Here is a 15,756-nt window from a genome sequence, read left to right as displayed (position 1 = left end):
GTCCCGTCCGGGGCACCGGGATCCGTCAGCAGCCGTCCGGGCCGCAGGCGGGCGCGTCGTCGCCGCTGACCGGGACCAGCGGGGAGCGCTCGGCCCAGGCCCGCTCCAGCGCCTGCAGCAGGACGTCGGCCGGCTGGGCGCCGGAGACGCCGTACCTGCGGTCCAGCACGAAGAACGGCACGCCCCGGATGCCCAGCGCCTGCGCCTCCGCCTCGTCGGCCCGCACGGCACCGGCGTACCGCTGGTCGGCGAGCACCGCCCGGACCTCCTCGGCGTCCAGCCCGGCCTCGGCGGCCAGCCGCACCAGCGTCTCGCGGTCGCCGACCGCCTCCCCCTCGGCGAAGTAGGCGCGCAGCAGGCGCTCCTTCACCGCGTCCTGCACCCCGCGCTCACCCGCCAGGTGGATCACCTGGTGGGCGTCGAAGGTGTTGGCGCGCACCGCGCGGTCGAAGCGGAACTCCAGGCCCTCGGCGACCGCGGCCCCGGTCATGGAGTCGACCATCCGCTGGGCGGAGGCGACGTCGGTCCCGTACTTGACCGCCAGCCGCTCGGCGTACTCGGTCGCCCCGGCCGGCTGCCCCGCGGGCGCGGAGTCCGCGGTGGGGTCGAGCTCGAAGGCCCGCCACACGACCTCGACGGCCTCCCGGTGCGGGAAGCGGGACAGCGCCTGCTCGAACCGGCGCTTGCCGATGGAGCACCACGGGCACACGACGTCGGACCAGATCTCGACCTTCACGCCCGTCGCAACGCACCCACGGCGCCCGTGCTTCCCGGTGGAGTGCCACGGCGCGGGGAACACGCCCGTGGCACTCCACCGGGGGCTCAGGCCGCCGGCTGCTCGGCGCCCTCCTCGAACAGCTCCCGTGAGACCACGCCGGTGTCCGGGTTGTCGGTGAACAGGCCGTCCACCCCGGCCTCCCAGAAGGCGAGCTGCTCCTCGACGGCCCGCCCGTAGTCGTCCTCGGCCCCGCCCTCGCGCAGGTCGGCCGGCAGGAAGGTGTTCTCGTTGCGGAACGTGTACGGGTGCACCAGCAGGCCGGCGGCGTGCGCGTCGTCGACGAAGCCGGTCGGGTCGCCCAGCGTGCCGTCGTCCTCCCGCGGGATCACCTGGGCCTTCTCCGGGCCGACGCCGTCGGCGTACCCGGCGACGTCCGCCAGCCCCTCGGCGGTGGAGAGGTCGGCGTAGGTGCGGTCGTCACCGGCGGCGACCAGGTCGTAGGGCGCCCCCGACGCCGACAGCAGCTGCACCAGCGGCACGCGGACGCCGGCCTCGTCGAGCTCCCGCAGGTTCGCCGTCTCGAAGGACTGGACGAACACCGGGGAGCGGTGGTGGTCCAGGCCCGCCTCGCGGAGGTCGGCCAGCAGGGGCTCCTCGAGGGAGAGGCCGATGCCGTCGAAGTAGGTCGGGTGCTTGGTCTCGACGTAGACGCCGATCTCCTGGCCCAGCTCGCGGGACAGCTCGGCCCGCAGCTCCAGCACCTCGTCGAGGGTGGGCACCCGGTAGAGGCCGTCGTAGAGGGTGTTCTCCTCCCGGATCTCGGGCAGCCGCTCGACGGCCCGCAGGCCGCGCAGCTCCTCGAGGGTGAAGTCCTCGGTGAACCAGCCGGTGAGCTCGACGCCGTCGATGGTCCGGGTGGTGCGCCGGTCGGCGAACTCCGGCCGCTCCGCGACGTCCGTCGTCCCGGAGATCTCGTTCTCGTGCCGGGCCACGAGCACGCCGTCGCTGGTGCTCACGACGTCGGGCTCGATGTAGTCGGCACCCATCCGGGCGGCCAGCTCGTAGGAGGCCAGGGTGTGCTCCGGCCGGTAGCCCGAGGCGCCGCGGTGGCCGATGACCAGCAGCTCGCCGGCGGTCTCGCCGCCGCGCGGCACCTCCTGCGGCGGCGCGGCCGCGGCCGGCGCGGTGACCAGCAGCGGGACGGCGAGCGCCGAGGCGGTCAGGACGGCGGTCCGGCGGTGGGTGCGTGGCACGGGTCCTCCGAGGGCTCCGGCGACGCCCTTCGCCACCGGCCCCCGCTGATCCCAGGGGCCCCCGGTGTCCGCGGTCCGGCCGCCCGGCGAACGCCCGGCGACGGCTCGCCCACCGGCCGGTGCGGCGGGGTCAGCCCTGCCAGACCCCGGCGACCTCGTCGAGCACGGCGGTCGCCTGCGCCCGGCCCGCGCGGGCGGCGGCGGCCCGGGCGGCGGGGTCGAGCACGTTGCGCCCGATGGCCCGCCGGGCGGCGTCGTCCGGCGAGACCACCGCCACCCGCGCCACCATGGCGCTGACCTGTGCGTCCACGCTCGCCATCGGCCCGAACCCGCGCGGCAGGGGCGCGAGGACGACGACCCGCTCGTAGCCCGCGGCGAGGTCGGCGTTGGCCGCCGAGCGCATCCCGCCGTCGACGTAGCGCCGCCCGCCGATGGTCACCGGTGGGTAGACCCCGGGCACCGCGCAGCTGGCCGCCACCGCCTGCACGAGGGGGACCCCGGAGTCGCGGTCGAAGGGGGTGAACTCGCCGCTCCCGGCGTCGACCGCGGTGATCGTCAGCGCCCGGTCGGGCCACTCGGTGGCCACCAGCCGGGACCCGATGACGTCGAGCCGCTCCTGCTCGGACGGCGTCCGCCCGGCCCGCTCGGCGGCCAGCGCCACCTGCCCGATGCGCCGGCGGAACTCCGCGTCCCGGCCGCGGCTGCGCAGGGCGGCCCAGGCGAACCAGGCCAGCGAGGAGCGGCGCAGGTGCGCCGCCCGCTCCCCCACCGGGGGCTCGAGCTGGCGGGCGTGGGCGTCCTCCAGGTCCGCGCCGCAGGCGACCTGCGCGCCCACCACCGAGCCGGCCGAGGTGCCGACGACGAGGTCGGCGCCGGTGAGGTCCACCCCCGCCCCGGCCAGGCCGGCGAGGACGCCGATCTCCCACGCGATGCCGGTGATCCCGCCGCCCCCGAGGACGAGGGCCGTGCGCTGGTCGCTCATGTCCCCATCCTGACCTGCGGTGACCTCTCGACACCCGCTGTGACGTGAGCCACCCTGGGGGGCCCGCAGAGAGAGGACCCGCATGACCGCCACGCAGGACGCGCCGACCCCCACCGCGAACAGCTGGCCGCCCGGCCTGCCCCGCTCGCTCGACTACCCGGAGGTCGCGGTCGGCTCGATCCTGCGGGCGGCGGCCCGCCGGTGGGGCGGGCGGCCCGCGTTCGTGGACCACGACGTCCCGCTGACCTTCACCGAGCTCGCCGAGCGGGCGCACGCGGTGGCCAACTGGCTGGTCGACCACGGCGTCGGCCGGGGGGACGTCGTCGCGGTGCACATCCCCAACTGCCGGCAGTACCCGCCGGTCTACTACGGGATCCTGCTGGCCGGTGCGACGTTCTCCCCCACCAACCCGCTGCTGCCGGCCGCCGACCTCGCCGCCCAGCTGACCGACGCGGGCGCGACCGTGCTGGTCACCTGGGACCAGGTGCTGCCCTTCGCCCGCCCCGCGCTGGCGCAGACCCCGGTGCGCACGGTGGTCGTCACCGGCGAGGCGCACATCACCGACTTCACGGCGACCGTGGCGCACGAGGAGGGCGAGACCGACCTCGCCGAGCTGCTGGCCGGCGACCCGACCGACCGGCACCACGACGCCGCCGTCGACCCCGTGGCCGACCTGGCCCACCTGGCCTACACCGGCGGCACCACCGGGGTCAGCAAGGGCGTGGAGCTGCCGCACCGCAACGTCGTCACCAACGTGCTGCAGTCGGCCTGCTGGACCTCCGGCTCCCTGCCGGAGCTCGACGGGCACGGCGACGTCACGCTGCGGCAGGTGCTCGGCCCCGAGGAGATGCCGACCCGGCTGGGCGAGGGGGTGCTGGTCAACCTGACGCCGTGGTTCCACGCCATGGGGGCGATCGGCTACCTCAACGGCATGGTCCTGAGCGGGACCACCGTGGTCATCCACATGCGCTTCGACCCGGTGCGCTACGTGGAGGACGCCGTCCGGTACCGGGTGACCAGCATCGGCGGCGCCCCGCCGGTGTTCGTGGCGCTGCTGCAGGTGCCCGGCATCGAGACCGCGGACCTCTCGCAGGTGCGGGGCGTGTCCAGCGGCGCCGCCCCGCTGCCGGTCCCGCTCATCGAGCGGCTGACCGCGCTCCTGCCGGAGGCGGTGATCGGCGAGGGCTACGGCCTCACCGAGGTCACGATGCAGGCCACGGGCAACCCGTCGTTCCGGTCGGGCACGCGCAAGGCCGGCACGGTCGGGGTGCCGGTGTTCGACACCGAGATCAGCATCCAGCCGCTCGGCGGCGGCGCCCCGCTGCCCCCCGGCGAGCGCGGCGAGGTCTGCATCCGGGGCCCGCAGGTCATGCGCGGCTACGCGCACCGCCCGGAGGCGACGGCGGAGGCGATCGACGCCGACGGCTGGTTCCACACCGGGGACGTCGGGGTCCTCGACGAGGACGGCTACCTGGCGATCGTCGACCGCACCAAGGACATGCTGCTCTACAAGGGCTACAACGTCTTCCCGCGGGAGCTCGAGGAGGTCCTCTTCGGCGTCCCGGGCGTGGCCGGCGCCGCCGTGGTCGGCCGGCCGGACGAGGAGGCCGGGGAGCTGCCGGTCGCCTACGTCGTCCGCAAGGACGACGCGGCGGGCGCGGCGCTCACCGCGGAGTCGGTCATGGCCGCGGTCAACGACCGGGTGACCCCCTACAAGCGGCTGCGGGACGTCGTCTTCATCGACGCGATCCCGGTCTCCGCCGCGGGCAAGGTGCTCAAGCGGGAGCTCGCCGCGCGGGAGCGCGCGGCCGTCACCGGCGGCTGACCGGGCGCTGACCGGCCCGCCGCCCCGCCCGGCTCACCCGGGCGGGGCGGCGGGACGGGCACACGGCGCTCCGGCTCACTATCGTCCGGCGGGTGGCGAGCGACACCGGACCAGGCACCGAACACACCGGCGTGCAGATCGCGCACGTCGAGGACTCGCCGACCCGGCAGGTGACGCGGCGGCTGGTCATCGCGGCGGCCATCCTGCTGCTCACCATCCTGCTGGTGTGGCTGGACCGGGACGGGTACCGGGACAACGCGGACGACGACGTCACGCTGCTCGACGCCGCCTACTACTCCACGGTCTCGCTCTCGACCACCGGCTACGGCGACATCGTGCCCGTGACCGAGGGCGCCCGCCTGTTCAACTTCGCCGTCATCACGCCGTTGCGCGTGATGTTCCTCATCGTCCTCATCGGGACCACCCTCGAGGCGCTCACCGCGCGCTCCCGGGAGGAGTTCCGCATCCGCCGCTGGAGGTCTCGCGTGCGCCAGCACGTCATCGTGTGCGGCTACGGCACCAAGGGCCGCAGCGCCATCCGTTCCCTGCAGGCCAACGGCACCCCGCTGGACCAGATCGTCGTCGTCGACCCGGAGCCGCGGGCCATCGACGAGGCCAACTCCGTGGGGCTCACCGGCATCGTCGGCGACGCCGGGCGCACCGAGGTGCTGCGCCGGGCGTCGATCGAGCGGGCCCGCGCGGTCATCGTGGCGGCCAACCGGGACGACGCCTCGGTGCTGATCACCCTCACCGTCCGGCAGCTCAACCCCAGCGTGCCGATCACCACCAGCGTGCGCGAGGAGGAGAACGCCAACCTGCTGCGCCAGTCGGGGGCCGACACGGTCATCACCACCTCGGCGACGTCCGGGCGGCTGCTCGGGCTGTCCACCGACGCGCCGCGGGTGGTCGCCGTCGTCGAGGACCTCGTGACCGGCGGGCAGGGCCTGGACCTCAAGCAGCGGCGGGTCACCGCCGGGGAGGTCGGGCTCGGCCCCCGGCAGCTGCGCGACATCGTCCTGTCGGTGACCCGGGGCGGGCGCACGCTGCGCTTCGACGACCCGCTGATCGGCACCCTGCAGGCCGACGACGTCCTCGTGGTGGTCAAGTCGCACCCGAACACCGGGCAGCCCAGCGGCGGCACCGAGGGCCGCGCCGCCGCCGTGTGAGCGTCAGTCGGTGCGGCGCACCCAGGTGGAGGTCGGCTCGCCGCGGCCGCGCAGCTCCACCACCGCGCCGGGCAGCCACGCGCGCCGCTCCCCGCCGGCGGCCGCTCGGCGCCCACGCCGGCGCGGCGTCGAACCGTTCCGGCGCTCCGCTCGTCATCCCCCCATGTCACCGACGCGGCACCCCGACCGACTGTGACGGTTGCGTGTCGGCCCCCGTGTCGGCGTGCGCGTCCACCTGGTGAGGGGCATCCCGGTGACGACGACAGCGGACGACAGGAGGGCCCGTGAGGCATCAGCTACTCGTCGGCACCGGCGCCGCCGTGCTGCTCGGTCTGACCGGCTGCGTCGGCAGCGAGGAGGACGTCACCGAGGGCGCGGCCGGGCAGGAGGAGGAGATCGAGACCGGCTTCACCGAGCCCCCGGTGGGCGGCACCGACGAGGGCGGCGACCCGCTGGAGGTCCCGGTGAGCCCGGAGGCCACGCTGGTCGACGCGGAGGGCAGCACCGCCGGCGGCGTGCAGCTCACCGAGGGCGGGACGGGAGCCGTGCTGGTCATCGACGCCACCGGCCTGGCCGCCGGCAGCCACCCGGTCGCCCTGTTCGAGTACGGCGACTGCACCGCGGAGGACGGCGACGCGGTCGAGGAGGTCTTCCCCGCGATCGGCCCGCCCCTCGAGGGCGAGCAGTACGTCGACCTGCCCGACCTGGTCGTCACCGAGAAGGGCACGAGCGAGTACAGCTCGCTGGTGGGCACGGCGGAGATCGACGAACTGATGGACGACGACGGCTTCGCGGTCGTGGTCGGGCCGTCGGACACCGGGGGTTCCGGCTCGAGCCTGGCCTGCGCGGCGTTCTCGGACACCCAGGACGAGGGGCCCGCGGAGGACCAGGCGGGGACCGGGGACGAGGAGGTCGACCTCGGGACCTAGGACGACCGGTGACAGGTGACCGGCGACCGGCTGGGTGGTGGGGCGGCCGCTGGGTCAGCGTCGCTCGAGCACCTCGCGCAGGCGGGCCAGGTCCGCGCGGTTGGCCCGCCGGACCGCCACGGCCACCACCGGGGCCGCGAACCGGGAGAAGCCGGTGGGCCGGCCGCGGTTGCGGAGGGTCATGCGGGTGCGGCCCGGGTCCACCGGCTCCCAGGTGTAGGTCGTCTCCATCGGGAACGGGCCGTCGGCGGTCCGCATGGCCAGGCACCGGCCGGGCTCGAGCTCGACCACCTCGTAGGTGTAGGCCAGCCGGCGGCCGAGGAAGCGGGCGACGAAGTCCACGCGCGACCCGACGGCCAGGGGCCGCGGCGTGCGCTCCTCGACCGAGCAGATGGCGGCGTACCACTCGGGGGCGTGCGCCGGGTCACCGGCGTAGGCGGCCACCTCGTCGACCGGGCGGGCGACGACCGTCTCGGTCACGACGTCGACGTCCCGGGGCACGGCGCCACCTCCCGCTGGTGCGCCCATGGTCCCGCCGCGGGGGTGGGCGGTCCCGGGTTCAGACCCCGACCGCGTCGACCGCGTCGGCCTGGAGCACCAGGTCGGCCGCGGTGGTGAGCCAGCCGGCCACCAGGAGCAGCGGCCAGGGCTGCTCGTCGTCCAGCGACGCGGTGGCCGCCACGAGCCCGGCCTGCGCGACGGCACGGCATGCGAGGGTCCTCATGCCCCTGCTCTCGGCAGCCCGGGCCCGCGGCTGCAGCGGGGACACGCGGACGTCACACCAGGGAGGCAGACGTCACACCGGGGGGACGTCACCAGGGGGACGCGTCACAGGTCGACGCGTCACAGGTCGACGCGTCACAGGTCGACGGAGCCCCGGATGCAGGTGACCGTGGCGCCGCCGACCCACACCGCGCCGTCCCGCGACTCGATCTGCACGACGCCGTCCCGGCCGACCCGCGAGCCCTGCCCGGCCCGGTAGGACGGCGGCGCGGTGCCGGCCCCGATCAGCCACTGCGCGACGCCGGCGTTGAGGCTGCCGGTGACCGGGTCCTCGCGGATGCCGACCGGCGCGCAGAAGGCCCGCAGCTCGAACTGCAGCGGCGACCCCTCGGGGTGCGCGCCGACGACGCCGACGTCGTACTCGTCCATCTCCGGGCCGCGGGGGTCCAGGTCGAGGACGGCCTGCGCCGAGGCGAGCTGGACGGCGACCCAGCCGGGCCCGTTGTCCACCCACTGCGCGGCGACGACGTCCGCGCGGTCGACGCCGAGCCCGCGGACGATGCGCTGCAGGTCCGCCTCGTCGACCGGGCCGGAGCGCACCAGCGGCGGCGCCTGGAAGGCCAGGGCCCCGCCGTCCCGGGCGATCTCCACCAGGCCCACGCCGCACTCCTGGACGACGGCGTCCGCCCGCCGCGGCCGCCCGCCGGCCTCGAGCCAGGCGTGCGCCGAACCGAGCGTGGGGTGGCCGGCGAAGGGCAGCTCGCCACCGGGGGTGAAGATGCGCAGCCGGTAGTCGGCCTCCGGCACGGTCGGCGGGAGGACGAAGGTCGTCTCGGACAGGTTGGTCCAGTGCGCGAAGCGGGCCATCGCCTCGTCGGACATCCCCTCGCCGTCGAGGACGACGGCCACCGGGTTGCCCCGGTAGGCGGTGCGGCCGAAGACGTCGACCTGGGCGAACGGGCGCGCGGGCATGCGGTGCTCTCCTGTCCGGGAGGGAACTGACCGCCCGACGCTAGGCGACCGCCCCGCCCGCGGGAGCGGGCCACTGCGAGCCGGTGGACCGCATCGGGGCCACCGGCGCCCACCCGGGCTCACACCAGGCGCAGCACCGTCCGCTTCAGCCGCACCATCACCCGCACGGCCCCGGACCGGGCCAGCTCGCGCTGCCGCTCCTGCAGCCGCCGGCCCAGCTCCTGGAGGCGTTCCTCCCCCAGCGCGTGCGACTGCGGGAACATCCGCTGCTCCTCCTCGAAGGTGTGGTGGTGCAGCGTCGCCTCGAGCATGCGGACCTCGGTGGCGAACTCCGGGTCGTCCGGGGCGGTGCGCATGACGGTGGCCAGCTGGTCGTCGATCTGCCGGTGCTCGGCGTGCGCGACCGACAGCAGCGGGGAGACCTCGGCGACGGCGGGGTAGAACAGCTCGTCCTCGATCTGCGCGTGCACCTCGAGCTCCCGCAGGAACTCCGCGCGCAGCCGCCGGCGCAGCCCGGTCTGGGCGTCGGTGGTCCCCGCGAGCTCGCGCAGGAGACCGCGCAGCACGTCGTGGTGGGCCACCAGCACCTCGTCGGCCCTCACCGCGACGCCTCCTCGACGGTCGTGACCGCCGTCGGGGTGCGCCAGCGCGCGCGGCGGCGGACCTCGACCCGGCCGTCCCGGAGCCGGGCCTCGTAGCACGGCAGGGGCGCCGTCGACGGCCCCTGCACCGGTTCCCCGGTGTCCAGGTCGAAGCGCGACCCGTGCCAGGGGCAGACCAGCTCCCCCCGGTGCAGCCAGCCCTCGCCGAGCGGGGCGCCCAGGTGCGGGCAGCGGCCGCCGACCGCGCGCACCGAGCCCTCCCGCCTCACCAGCACGAGGGGGCGGCCGTCCACCTCGGCACCGACGGCCTCTCCCTCGAGCAGGTCGGACTCGTCGGCCACGGCGGTGAACCGGCGGGGCTCCGGGCTGCGGTCGGCGTGGTCGGTGCCGAGCCCGTGCCGGTAGGACAGCGCCCCGCCCAGCCAGCTGCTGGCCAGCGTGACCAGGAAGCCGGCGGCCCCGCTCAGGCGGGCGCGGCGGGCCCGCCCGCGCCCCCGGTCCCGCAGCGACCACGTGTAGAGCGCCAGTGCGGTGCTGTTCAGCGCGGCGTGCACCAGCCCGACGCGGCGAGCGCCGTCGTGGGCGTGCTGCCAGTCGGTGAGCCCGGTCGCCGCCGAGGCCACCGCGCCGGCCACGCCGATGCCGACCACGGTGCGAGCGGCCTGCCCGGTACCGGGTCCACCGCGCCCGGCGGCGTCCAGCCCGTCGAGAACCAGAGCGGCGGTCCACGCCCCGACCGGAACGGTGACCAGCGCCGGGTGCAGCGGGTGGCCGAGCCACACGCCGTGCAGCAGGTCCTGCAGCGGCCGGGCGTACCGGCCGGCCAGCAGGAACGTCAGGGAGACACCGTGCTCGACCTGGTACCCGGGCGCGTCCAGCACCTGCCAGCGCTCGACCGCCCCCAGGGCCCGCTCCAGCAGGCCGTGCACGGTCACCGGCCCCGCTCCGTCTGCGTCACGGGACGGCCCTGCCCCGGGACCCCGCGCCGAAACCCGCCGGGCCGGGCGAGACCTGCGCGTCGCCTCCTCCCCGGACCAGGAGGCCGCGGGCACGCACCGGCCGTGGCGACAGGCGGGACGATCCCGGTCCGTATGCCCTGATCAGGGCACAAGGGCCCGCATGGAGGCGCGCCGCCGGGTGTAGGCACGGGGCGTCCGCGGCTCTCCGCCCGGCGAGGCACCGCCGACCGGCAGCAGCCGCGGTCGCCCGGAGGCGACCATGCGGGTCCACGCGCGACCACGGGGCGCACCACCGACAGCGGACGGCGACGGCGGCGTGCGCACCGCCGCGCTGCGGACCTCCTACGTCGCCAAGGCCGGCTGGTCGGGCATCGTGTTCGCCCTGCTGCTCGTGGCGTCGGTGGTGCTGGTCGGCAGGGCCCCGGGGCTGACCGCCTCCGACCGGGAGTACGCGGACTTCTACGCCGGCGGCGGCGACGAGATGGTGGCGGTCGGTCTCTACCTGGTCCCGTTCGCGGGGATCGCGGCGCTGTGGCACATGACCACCACGCGGATGCTGCTGCAGGCCCGGCGGCCCGACTGGTGGACCGACGTCACCCACTGGCTGCACCTGGCGGCCTGCGTGCTGTTCGTGGCCATGCTCTTCGCCGGCGCCGCCGCCGCGGGCTCCCCGGCCCTGGTGGTCCAGTTCTCCGACGCCGCCGTGCTGGACCCGGAGGTGGCCCGCGGCATGGCGGCCGCCGGTTACACGCTGGTGTTCGTCTACGGGGTGCGCGCCGCCGGGATGTACATGATCACCACGACCGTCCTCGCCCGCGCCGCCGGGACGGTGCCCCGGTGGCTGGCCCTCCTCAGCCTCCTGGCCGCCGGGTTCCTGCTCGTGAGCACCACCTTCCACCCCGCCGTCCTGCTGGTGTTCCCCGTCTGGGTGCTGGTCGTCAGCATCCGGCAACTGGTGCGCCGGCCGACTGGAGCGACGCCATGACCGCGACCGTCACCCTCGACGAGATCCCCGGCCCGCGCGGCCTACCGCTGGTGGGCAACGCCCTGGACATCGACAGCGCCAGCCCCTTCGAGAGCCTGCTGCGGATGGCCGAGGAGTACGGGCCCGTCTTCAAGCTCACGGTTCCCGGCGGTACGCGGTTGATCCTCTCCGGGCCCGATCTCGTCGCCGAGGTCTGCGACGATGCGCGGTTCGACAAGCGGGTCGGCGCGGGAGTCGCCCAGCTGCGCGACCAGGGGGCCGGCTCGGGCCTGTTCAGCGCGGACACCGACGACCCGCTGTGGCACCGCGCGCACGACATCCTCATGGCGCCGTTCAGCCTCCAGGCGATGCGCGACTACGTGCCCCGGATGCTCGACATCGCCGAGCAGCTGATGGAGAAGTGGGCCCGGCTCAACCCCGGCGAGGACGTCGACGTACCCGCCGACATGACCCGGCTGACGCTGGACACGATCGCGCTGTGCGGCTTCGGCTACCGGTTCAACTCCTTCTACCGCGACACCCCGCACCCCTTCGTGCAGGCCATGGTGCGCGTGCTCACCGAGTCCCAGGCCCGCGTACGCCAGCTGCCCATCCAGACCCGGCTGCGGATCCGCGCCCAGCGGCAGCTGGACGAGGACAGCGCCTTCATGGCCGACCTGGTCGACCGGCTCATCGCCGAGCGCCGGGCGCAGGGGGACGCCGGCGACACCACCGACCTGCTGGGCCGGATGCTCACCGGCGTCGACAGGGACGGCCAGCGGCTCCCCGACAGCAACATCCGGCAGCAGTGCATCACCTTCCTCATCGCCGGCCACGAGACGACGTCCGGCCTGCTGTCGTTCGCGCTCTACTACCTGGTGAAGAACCCGGCGGTCCTGGAACGCGCGCGCACCGAGGTGGACTCGGTGCTGGGCAGCACGGCGGAACCGACCTTCGAGCAGGTCCAGCGGCTGCGCTACGTCCGGCAGGTGCTGGACGAGACGCTCCGGCTGTGGCCCACCGCCCCGGCGTTCAACCGCTACCCGTACGAGGACACCGTCATCGGGGGGCGGTACGCCATCCCGGCGCACACGGCCCTGACCGTGCTCTCGCCGGCGCTGCACCGCCAGACCTCGGTGTGGGGCCCGGACGCGGACCGGTTCGACCCGGACCACATGGCGCCCGAACGGGTCGCCTCCCTGCCGCCCGACGTCTACAAACCCTTCGGCACCGGGCAGCGTGCCTGCATCGGCCGGCAGTTCGCCCTGCAGGAGGCCACGCTGGTGCTCGGGATGCTGCTGCAGCGCTTCGACCTCGTCGACCACCTCGGCTACGAGCTGCGCACGAGGTCGACGCTCACCGTCAAGCCCGAGGACTTCCACCTGCAGGTCGTGCCCCGCACCGACGTGCACCTCGACCGCCCGGCCTCGGCGGCCGCCGCGGCACCGGCCGCCGAGGCCACACCCGCGGCGGCCCCGCCCCGGCTGCCGGCCGTTCCCCACCACGGCACGCGGCTGACCGTCCTGTTCGGCTCCAACCTCGGGACGGCGGAGTCGATCGCCACGCGGCTGGCCCGGGAGGGCACCGAGCGCGGCTTCGACGTGACCCTCGGCCCGCTCGACGGCCACGTCGACGACCTGCCGCACGGTGGCGCGCTGTTCGTCGTGTGCTCCTCCTACAACGGCACGCCACCGGACAACGCGGCGGCGTTCTGCCGGTGGATCCGCACCGCCGGCGCGACGGCGGCGGCCAACGTCTCCTACGCCGTCTTCGGCTGCGGCAACACCGAGTGGGCCTCGACCTACCAGGCGGTGCCCGCGCTGCTCGACACCGAGCTCGAGGCGCGCGGGGGGCAGCGCATCCACGACCGCGGCGAGGGCGACGCCGCCGGTGACTTCGACGCGGCGTACCGGGGCTGGCACGGGGACCTGTGGTCCGACGTCGCCACCGCCCTGGACCTGCCCGCCGAGGTGGCGGCCACGGCGCCGGCCGTCCCGCGGCTGTCGATCACGCTGACCAACCGGCAGGTGACCAACCCGGTGATCGTCTCCTACTCGGCGCGGCCGGCCCGGGTCCGGGCCAACCGCGAGCTCGTCACCGGCTCCCCGGACGGGCTCCCGCCGCGGTCCACCCGGCACGTCGAGATCGCCCTGCCGGCCGGCACGACCTACCGGACCGGCGACCACCTCGGGGTGCTGCCACGCAACTCGATCGACCTCATCCGCCGGGTGATGACCCGCTTCGGCCTGGACGCCGGGCAGTTCATCACCATCATCCCGAACGGCGGGACGCACACCCACCTGCCGATCGACGAGCCGGCCCCGCTGCTCGGCGTCCTGGCCAGCTGCGTCGAGCTGCAGGACGTCGCCACCCGGGACGACGTGGAGGTCCTCGCCCGCTACACCGACGACCCCGGCCAGCGGGCCGCGCTGGAGGCGATGACCGGCGACGACGAGGAGTCCCGGAACCGGTACCGGGAGCAGGTGCACGAGCCCAACCGCTCGGTGCTCGACCTGCTCGACGAGTTCCCCGCCTGCCGGCTGCCGTTCGAGGTCTACCTCGACCTGCAGCCCCCGCTGCGCCCGCGCTTCTACTCGGTCTCCTCGTCGTCCCGGGTGTCCCCGGACGTCTGCAGCATCACCGTCGGGGTGCTGCGGGCGCCGGCCCGGTCCGGGCAGGGCACCTTCGCCGGGGTCGGGTCCACGCACCTCGCGGCGCTGCCCGAGAACGGCACGGTCTTCGTCTTCGTGCGCGAGCCGACCATCCCCTTCCACCCGCCCGAGGACCCCGGCGTGCCCATGCTCATGGTCGGCGCGGGCACCGGGCTGGCCCCGTTCCGCGGGTTCCTGCAGGAGCGGGCCGCCCAGCAGGAGCAGGGCGCCACCGTCGCGCCGTCCCTGCTCTTCTTCGGCTGCCGGCGGCCGGACGTCGACGTCCTCTACGCCGACGAGCTGCTGGAGTACCAGCGCCGCGGGCTGGTCCGGGTGGAGAACGCGTTCTCGCAGGAGCCCGGGCGGCCGTGCCGCTACGTGCAGGCGGCGGTGCTCGACCGCGCCGACGAGGTGTGGGACCTGCTGCAGCGCGGCGCGGTGGTGCTGGTGTGCGGCAACGCCCGGACCATCGCCCCCGGGGTGCGGGCCTCGCTGGCGAGCATCTTCCGGGAACGCACGTCGGCCTCCGAGGCCGACGCGCAGGCCTGGCTGGCCGGGCTGCGCACGGCCGGCCGGTTCGTGGAGGACATCTGGGGCGGCTGACGGCGCGGAGGTGTCGGCGTGATCGAGCGGATGGTGGTCCTCGGCGCCTCCGGCGACCTCACCAGCCGGCTGCTCATGCCGGCGGTCGCCGCGCTCGCCGACGCCGGGGAGCTGCCCCCGCGGCTGACGATCCTCGGCTCGGCCACCACCGACCGGTCGACCGAGGACTTCCGGGCGCACATCGCCGCGGGGCTGGACGAGCACGCCGCGGTGTCACCGGCCGCCCGGGACGCCGTCGTCCGGATGCTGGAGTTCCGGGCCGCCGACGCCACCGACCCCGCGGACGTCCGGCGGCTGGTCGGTGACGGGCACCCGGGCACGCTGGTGTACCTCGCCCTCCCGCCGGGCCTGCTGCCCGCCACGCTGGCCGCCCTGGCCGGCGCCGGGCTGCGCGGCTCGGACGCCCTCGCCGTGGAGAAGCCGTTCGGCACCGACCTGGCCTCGGCGCGGGAGCTCAACGAGCTGCTGCGCACCCGGCTGCCGGCGCCGCAGGTGTTCCGGATCGACCACTTCCTCTCCGACGAGCTGGTCCAGCGCATCGTCGCGCTGCGCTTCCTCAACCGGGTCTTCGAGCCGCTGTGGAACGCCGTCCACGTCGAGCGGGTGGACATCAGCTGGCGCGAGACGCTCGCCCTCGAGGGCCGGGCGCGGTACTACGACCGCACCGGCGCGCTGCGGGACATGGTGCAGAACCACCTCATGGAGGTGCTGGCCCTGGTGCTCATGGAGCCGCCGGCCCGGCTGGACGCCGACTCCTTCCGCAGCGTCCGGGTCGAGGCGCTGCGCTCGATCGCCACCCCCCGGGCGGACTGCATCGCCTCCCGATCGGTGCGGGCCCGCTACACGGCGGGGACGATCGGGTCCCGGCAGGTGCTCTCCTACGTCGACGAGCCCGGCGTCGACCCGGCCCGCGGCACCGAGACCTGGGCGTCGCTCACGCTGGAGGTCGACTCGCCGCGGTGGGCCGGCGTGCCGGTCACGCTGCGGTCGGGCAAGGCCCAGCCGGAGGACGCCGCGGAGATCGCCGTCCACTTCCGCCCCCTGCCGCGGTACGTGCGGGAGAGCTGGCCGGCCGTCACCCCCAACGTGCTGCGCCTGGGGTTGATGCAGCCCTGCGTGAGCCTGGGGACGACGCTCAACGGGCCGGGGCGCAGCACCCGCGACTGCCGGCTCGAGGCCGGGTCGGAACCGCCGCGGCTGCCGGCCTACGCGCACCTGGTGCGGCAGATGCTGGCCGGCGACCCGATGCTGTTCATCCGCGGGGACGAGGCCGAGGAGGCGTGGCGCGTCGTGGACCCCGTGATGGCCGCGTGGCGGGAGGGGCGGGTCCCGATGCGCGAGTACCCGGCCGGCAGCCCGGCGCCCTGACCGGTCCCCGGGACCGCGGTCGGCGGGGCTGCCGGGCCGGC

The 15,756-nt window shown here is 75.4% G+C and carries 14 protein-coding genes; 6 read left to right on the top strand and 8 right to left on the bottom strand.

The genetic code is table 11. The annotated features are described in order from the left end of the window. Positions 1 to 25: 25 nt before the first annotated feature. From ACI8AC_RS15520 to ACI8AC_RS15510, 3 genes are all read right to left on the bottom strand, one after another. Positions 26 to 799, bottom strand: coding sequence for a DsbA family oxidoreductase (locus tag ACI8AC_RS15520; RefSeq protein WP_456898691.1), 774 nt, complete (start codon positions 797 to 799; stop codon positions 26 to 28). Positions 800 to 822: 23 nt separating this feature from the next. Then, a complete protein-coding gene (locus ACI8AC_RS15515) occupies positions 823 to 1,971 on the bottom strand; it encodes a glycerophosphodiester phosphodiesterase (protein WP_456898690.1) in 1,149 nt (382 codons plus the stop codon). Between the two features lie 130 nt (positions 1,972 to 2,101). After that, positions 2,102 to 2,953 (bottom strand): patatin-like phospholipase family protein, encoded by an 852-nt coding sequence (locus ACI8AC_RS15510; protein ID WP_456898689.1) that lies wholly within the window; start codon positions 2,951 to 2,953, stop codon positions 2,102 to 2,104. Between the two features lie 82 nt (positions 2,954 to 3,035). Between ACI8AC_RS15510 and ACI8AC_RS15505 the strand changes: the two genes are divergently transcribed. The 3 genes from ACI8AC_RS15505 (at position 3,036) to ACI8AC_RS15495 (ending at position 6,873) form a co-directional block, all read left to right on the top strand. After that, positions 3,036 to 4,778, top strand: a complete 1,743-nt coding sequence (locus ACI8AC_RS15505; RefSeq protein ID WP_456898688.1) for a class I adenylate-forming enzyme family protein — start codon at positions 3,036 to 3,038, stop codon at positions 4,776 to 4,778. 92 nt (positions 4,779 to 4,870) lie between these two features. After that, positions 4,871 to 5,944 (top strand): potassium channel family protein, encoded by a 1,074-nt coding sequence (locus ACI8AC_RS15500; protein WP_456898687.1) that lies wholly within the window; start codon positions 4,871 to 4,873, stop codon positions 5,942 to 5,944. Positions 5,945 to 6,228: 284 nt separating this feature from the next. Then, on the top strand, positions 6,229 to 6,873 hold the full coding sequence (locus tag ACI8AC_RS15495; RefSeq protein WP_456898686.1) for a hypothetical protein: 645 nt from the start codon (positions 6,229 to 6,231) through the stop codon (positions 6,871 to 6,873). Between the two features lie 54 nt (positions 6,874 to 6,927). Here ACI8AC_RS15495 and ACI8AC_RS15490 read toward each other — a convergent pair whose 3' ends face one another. The 5 genes from ACI8AC_RS15490 to ACI8AC_RS15470 form a co-directional block, all read right to left on the bottom strand. Continuing rightward, complete coding sequence (locus ACI8AC_RS15490) at positions 6,928 to 7,374, bottom strand: SRPBCC family protein (protein ID WP_456898685.1); 447 nt, start codon at positions 7,372 to 7,374, stop codon at positions 6,928 to 6,930. Between the two features lie 58 nt (positions 7,375 to 7,432). Next, on the bottom strand, positions 7,433 to 7,597 hold the full coding sequence (locus ACI8AC_RS15485) for a hypothetical protein (RefSeq protein ID WP_456898684.1): 165 nt from the start codon (positions 7,595 to 7,597) through the stop codon (positions 7,433 to 7,435). A gap of 134 nt (positions 7,598 to 7,731) precedes the next feature. Next, entirely contained in the window at positions 7,732 to 8,568 is an 837-nt protein-coding gene (locus ACI8AC_RS15480) for a PhzF family phenazine biosynthesis protein (RefSeq protein WP_456898683.1), read from the bottom strand. Positions 8,569 to 8,687: 119 nt separating this feature from the next. Then, complete coding sequence (locus tag ACI8AC_RS15475) at positions 8,688 to 9,170, bottom strand: hemerythrin domain-containing protein (protein WP_456898682.1); 483 nt, start codon at positions 9,168 to 9,170, stop codon at positions 8,688 to 8,690. Beyond that, positions 9,167 to 10,105, bottom strand: a complete 939-nt coding sequence (locus tag ACI8AC_RS15470) for a Rieske 2Fe-2S domain-containing protein (RefSeq protein ID WP_456898681.1) — start codon at positions 10,103 to 10,105, stop codon at positions 9,167 to 9,169. The genes ACI8AC_RS15475 and ACI8AC_RS15470 overlap by 4 nt, the downstream gene beginning before the upstream one ends. A gap of 340 nt (positions 10,106 to 10,445) precedes the next feature. Between ACI8AC_RS15470 and ACI8AC_RS15465 the strand changes: the two genes are divergently transcribed. Genes ACI8AC_RS15465 through ACI8AC_RS15455 form a run of 3 tightly spaced genes read left to right on the top strand, consistent with a single transcriptional unit; the run spans position 10,446 to position 15,715 of the window. Further along, positions 10,446 to 11,114 (top strand): hypothetical protein, encoded by a 669-nt coding sequence (locus ACI8AC_RS15465; RefSeq protein WP_456898680.1) that lies wholly within the window; start codon positions 10,446 to 10,448, stop codon positions 11,112 to 11,114. Further along, positions 11,111 to 14,347 carry a bifunctional cytochrome P450/NADPH--P450 reductase gene (locus ACI8AC_RS15460; RefSeq protein ID WP_456898679.1) on the top strand — a complete coding sequence of 1,079 codons (3,237 nt, stop codon included), beginning with the start codon at positions 11,111 to 11,113 and terminating at the stop codon, positions 14,345 to 14,347. The genes ACI8AC_RS15465 and ACI8AC_RS15460 overlap by 4 nt, the downstream gene beginning before the upstream one ends. Before the next feature lie 18 nt (positions 14,348 to 14,365). Further along, positions 14,366 to 15,715 carry a glucose-6-phosphate dehydrogenase gene (locus ACI8AC_RS15455; RefSeq protein WP_456898678.1) on the top strand — a complete coding sequence of 450 codons (1,350 nt, stop codon included), beginning with the start codon at positions 14,366 to 14,368 and terminating at the stop codon, positions 15,713 to 15,715. Positions 15,716 to 15,756: the final 41 nt, after the last annotated feature.

This window comes from Geodermatophilus sp. SYSU D00758 (assembly GCF_054049955.1).
Note: the sequence above shows the minus strand (reverse complement) of the source record. Positions and strands in the feature narration are given on the sequence as shown.

Bases quoted from the DNA above. Each gene is read 5' to 3' on its own strand.
- ACI8AC_RS15505 (WP_456898688.1), top strand. From the start codon at position 3,036: ATGACCGCCACGCAGGACGCGCCGACCCCCACCGCGAACAGCTGGCCG.
- ACI8AC_RS15510 (WP_456898689.1), bottom strand. From the start codon at position 2,953: ATGAGCGACCAGCGCACGGCCCTCGTCCTCGGGGGCGGCGGGATCACC.
- ACI8AC_RS15485 (WP_456898684.1), bottom strand. From the start codon at position 7,597: ATGAGGACCCTCGCATGCCGTGCCGTCGCGCAGGCCGGGCTCGTGGCG.
- ACI8AC_RS15480 (WP_456898683.1), bottom strand. From the start codon at position 8,568: ATGCCCGCGCGCCCGTTCGCCCAGGTCGACGTCTTCGGCCGCACCGCC.
- ACI8AC_RS15460 (WP_456898679.1), top strand. From the start codon at position 11,111: ATGACCGCGACCGTCACCCTCGACGAGATCCCCGGCCCGCGCGGCCTA.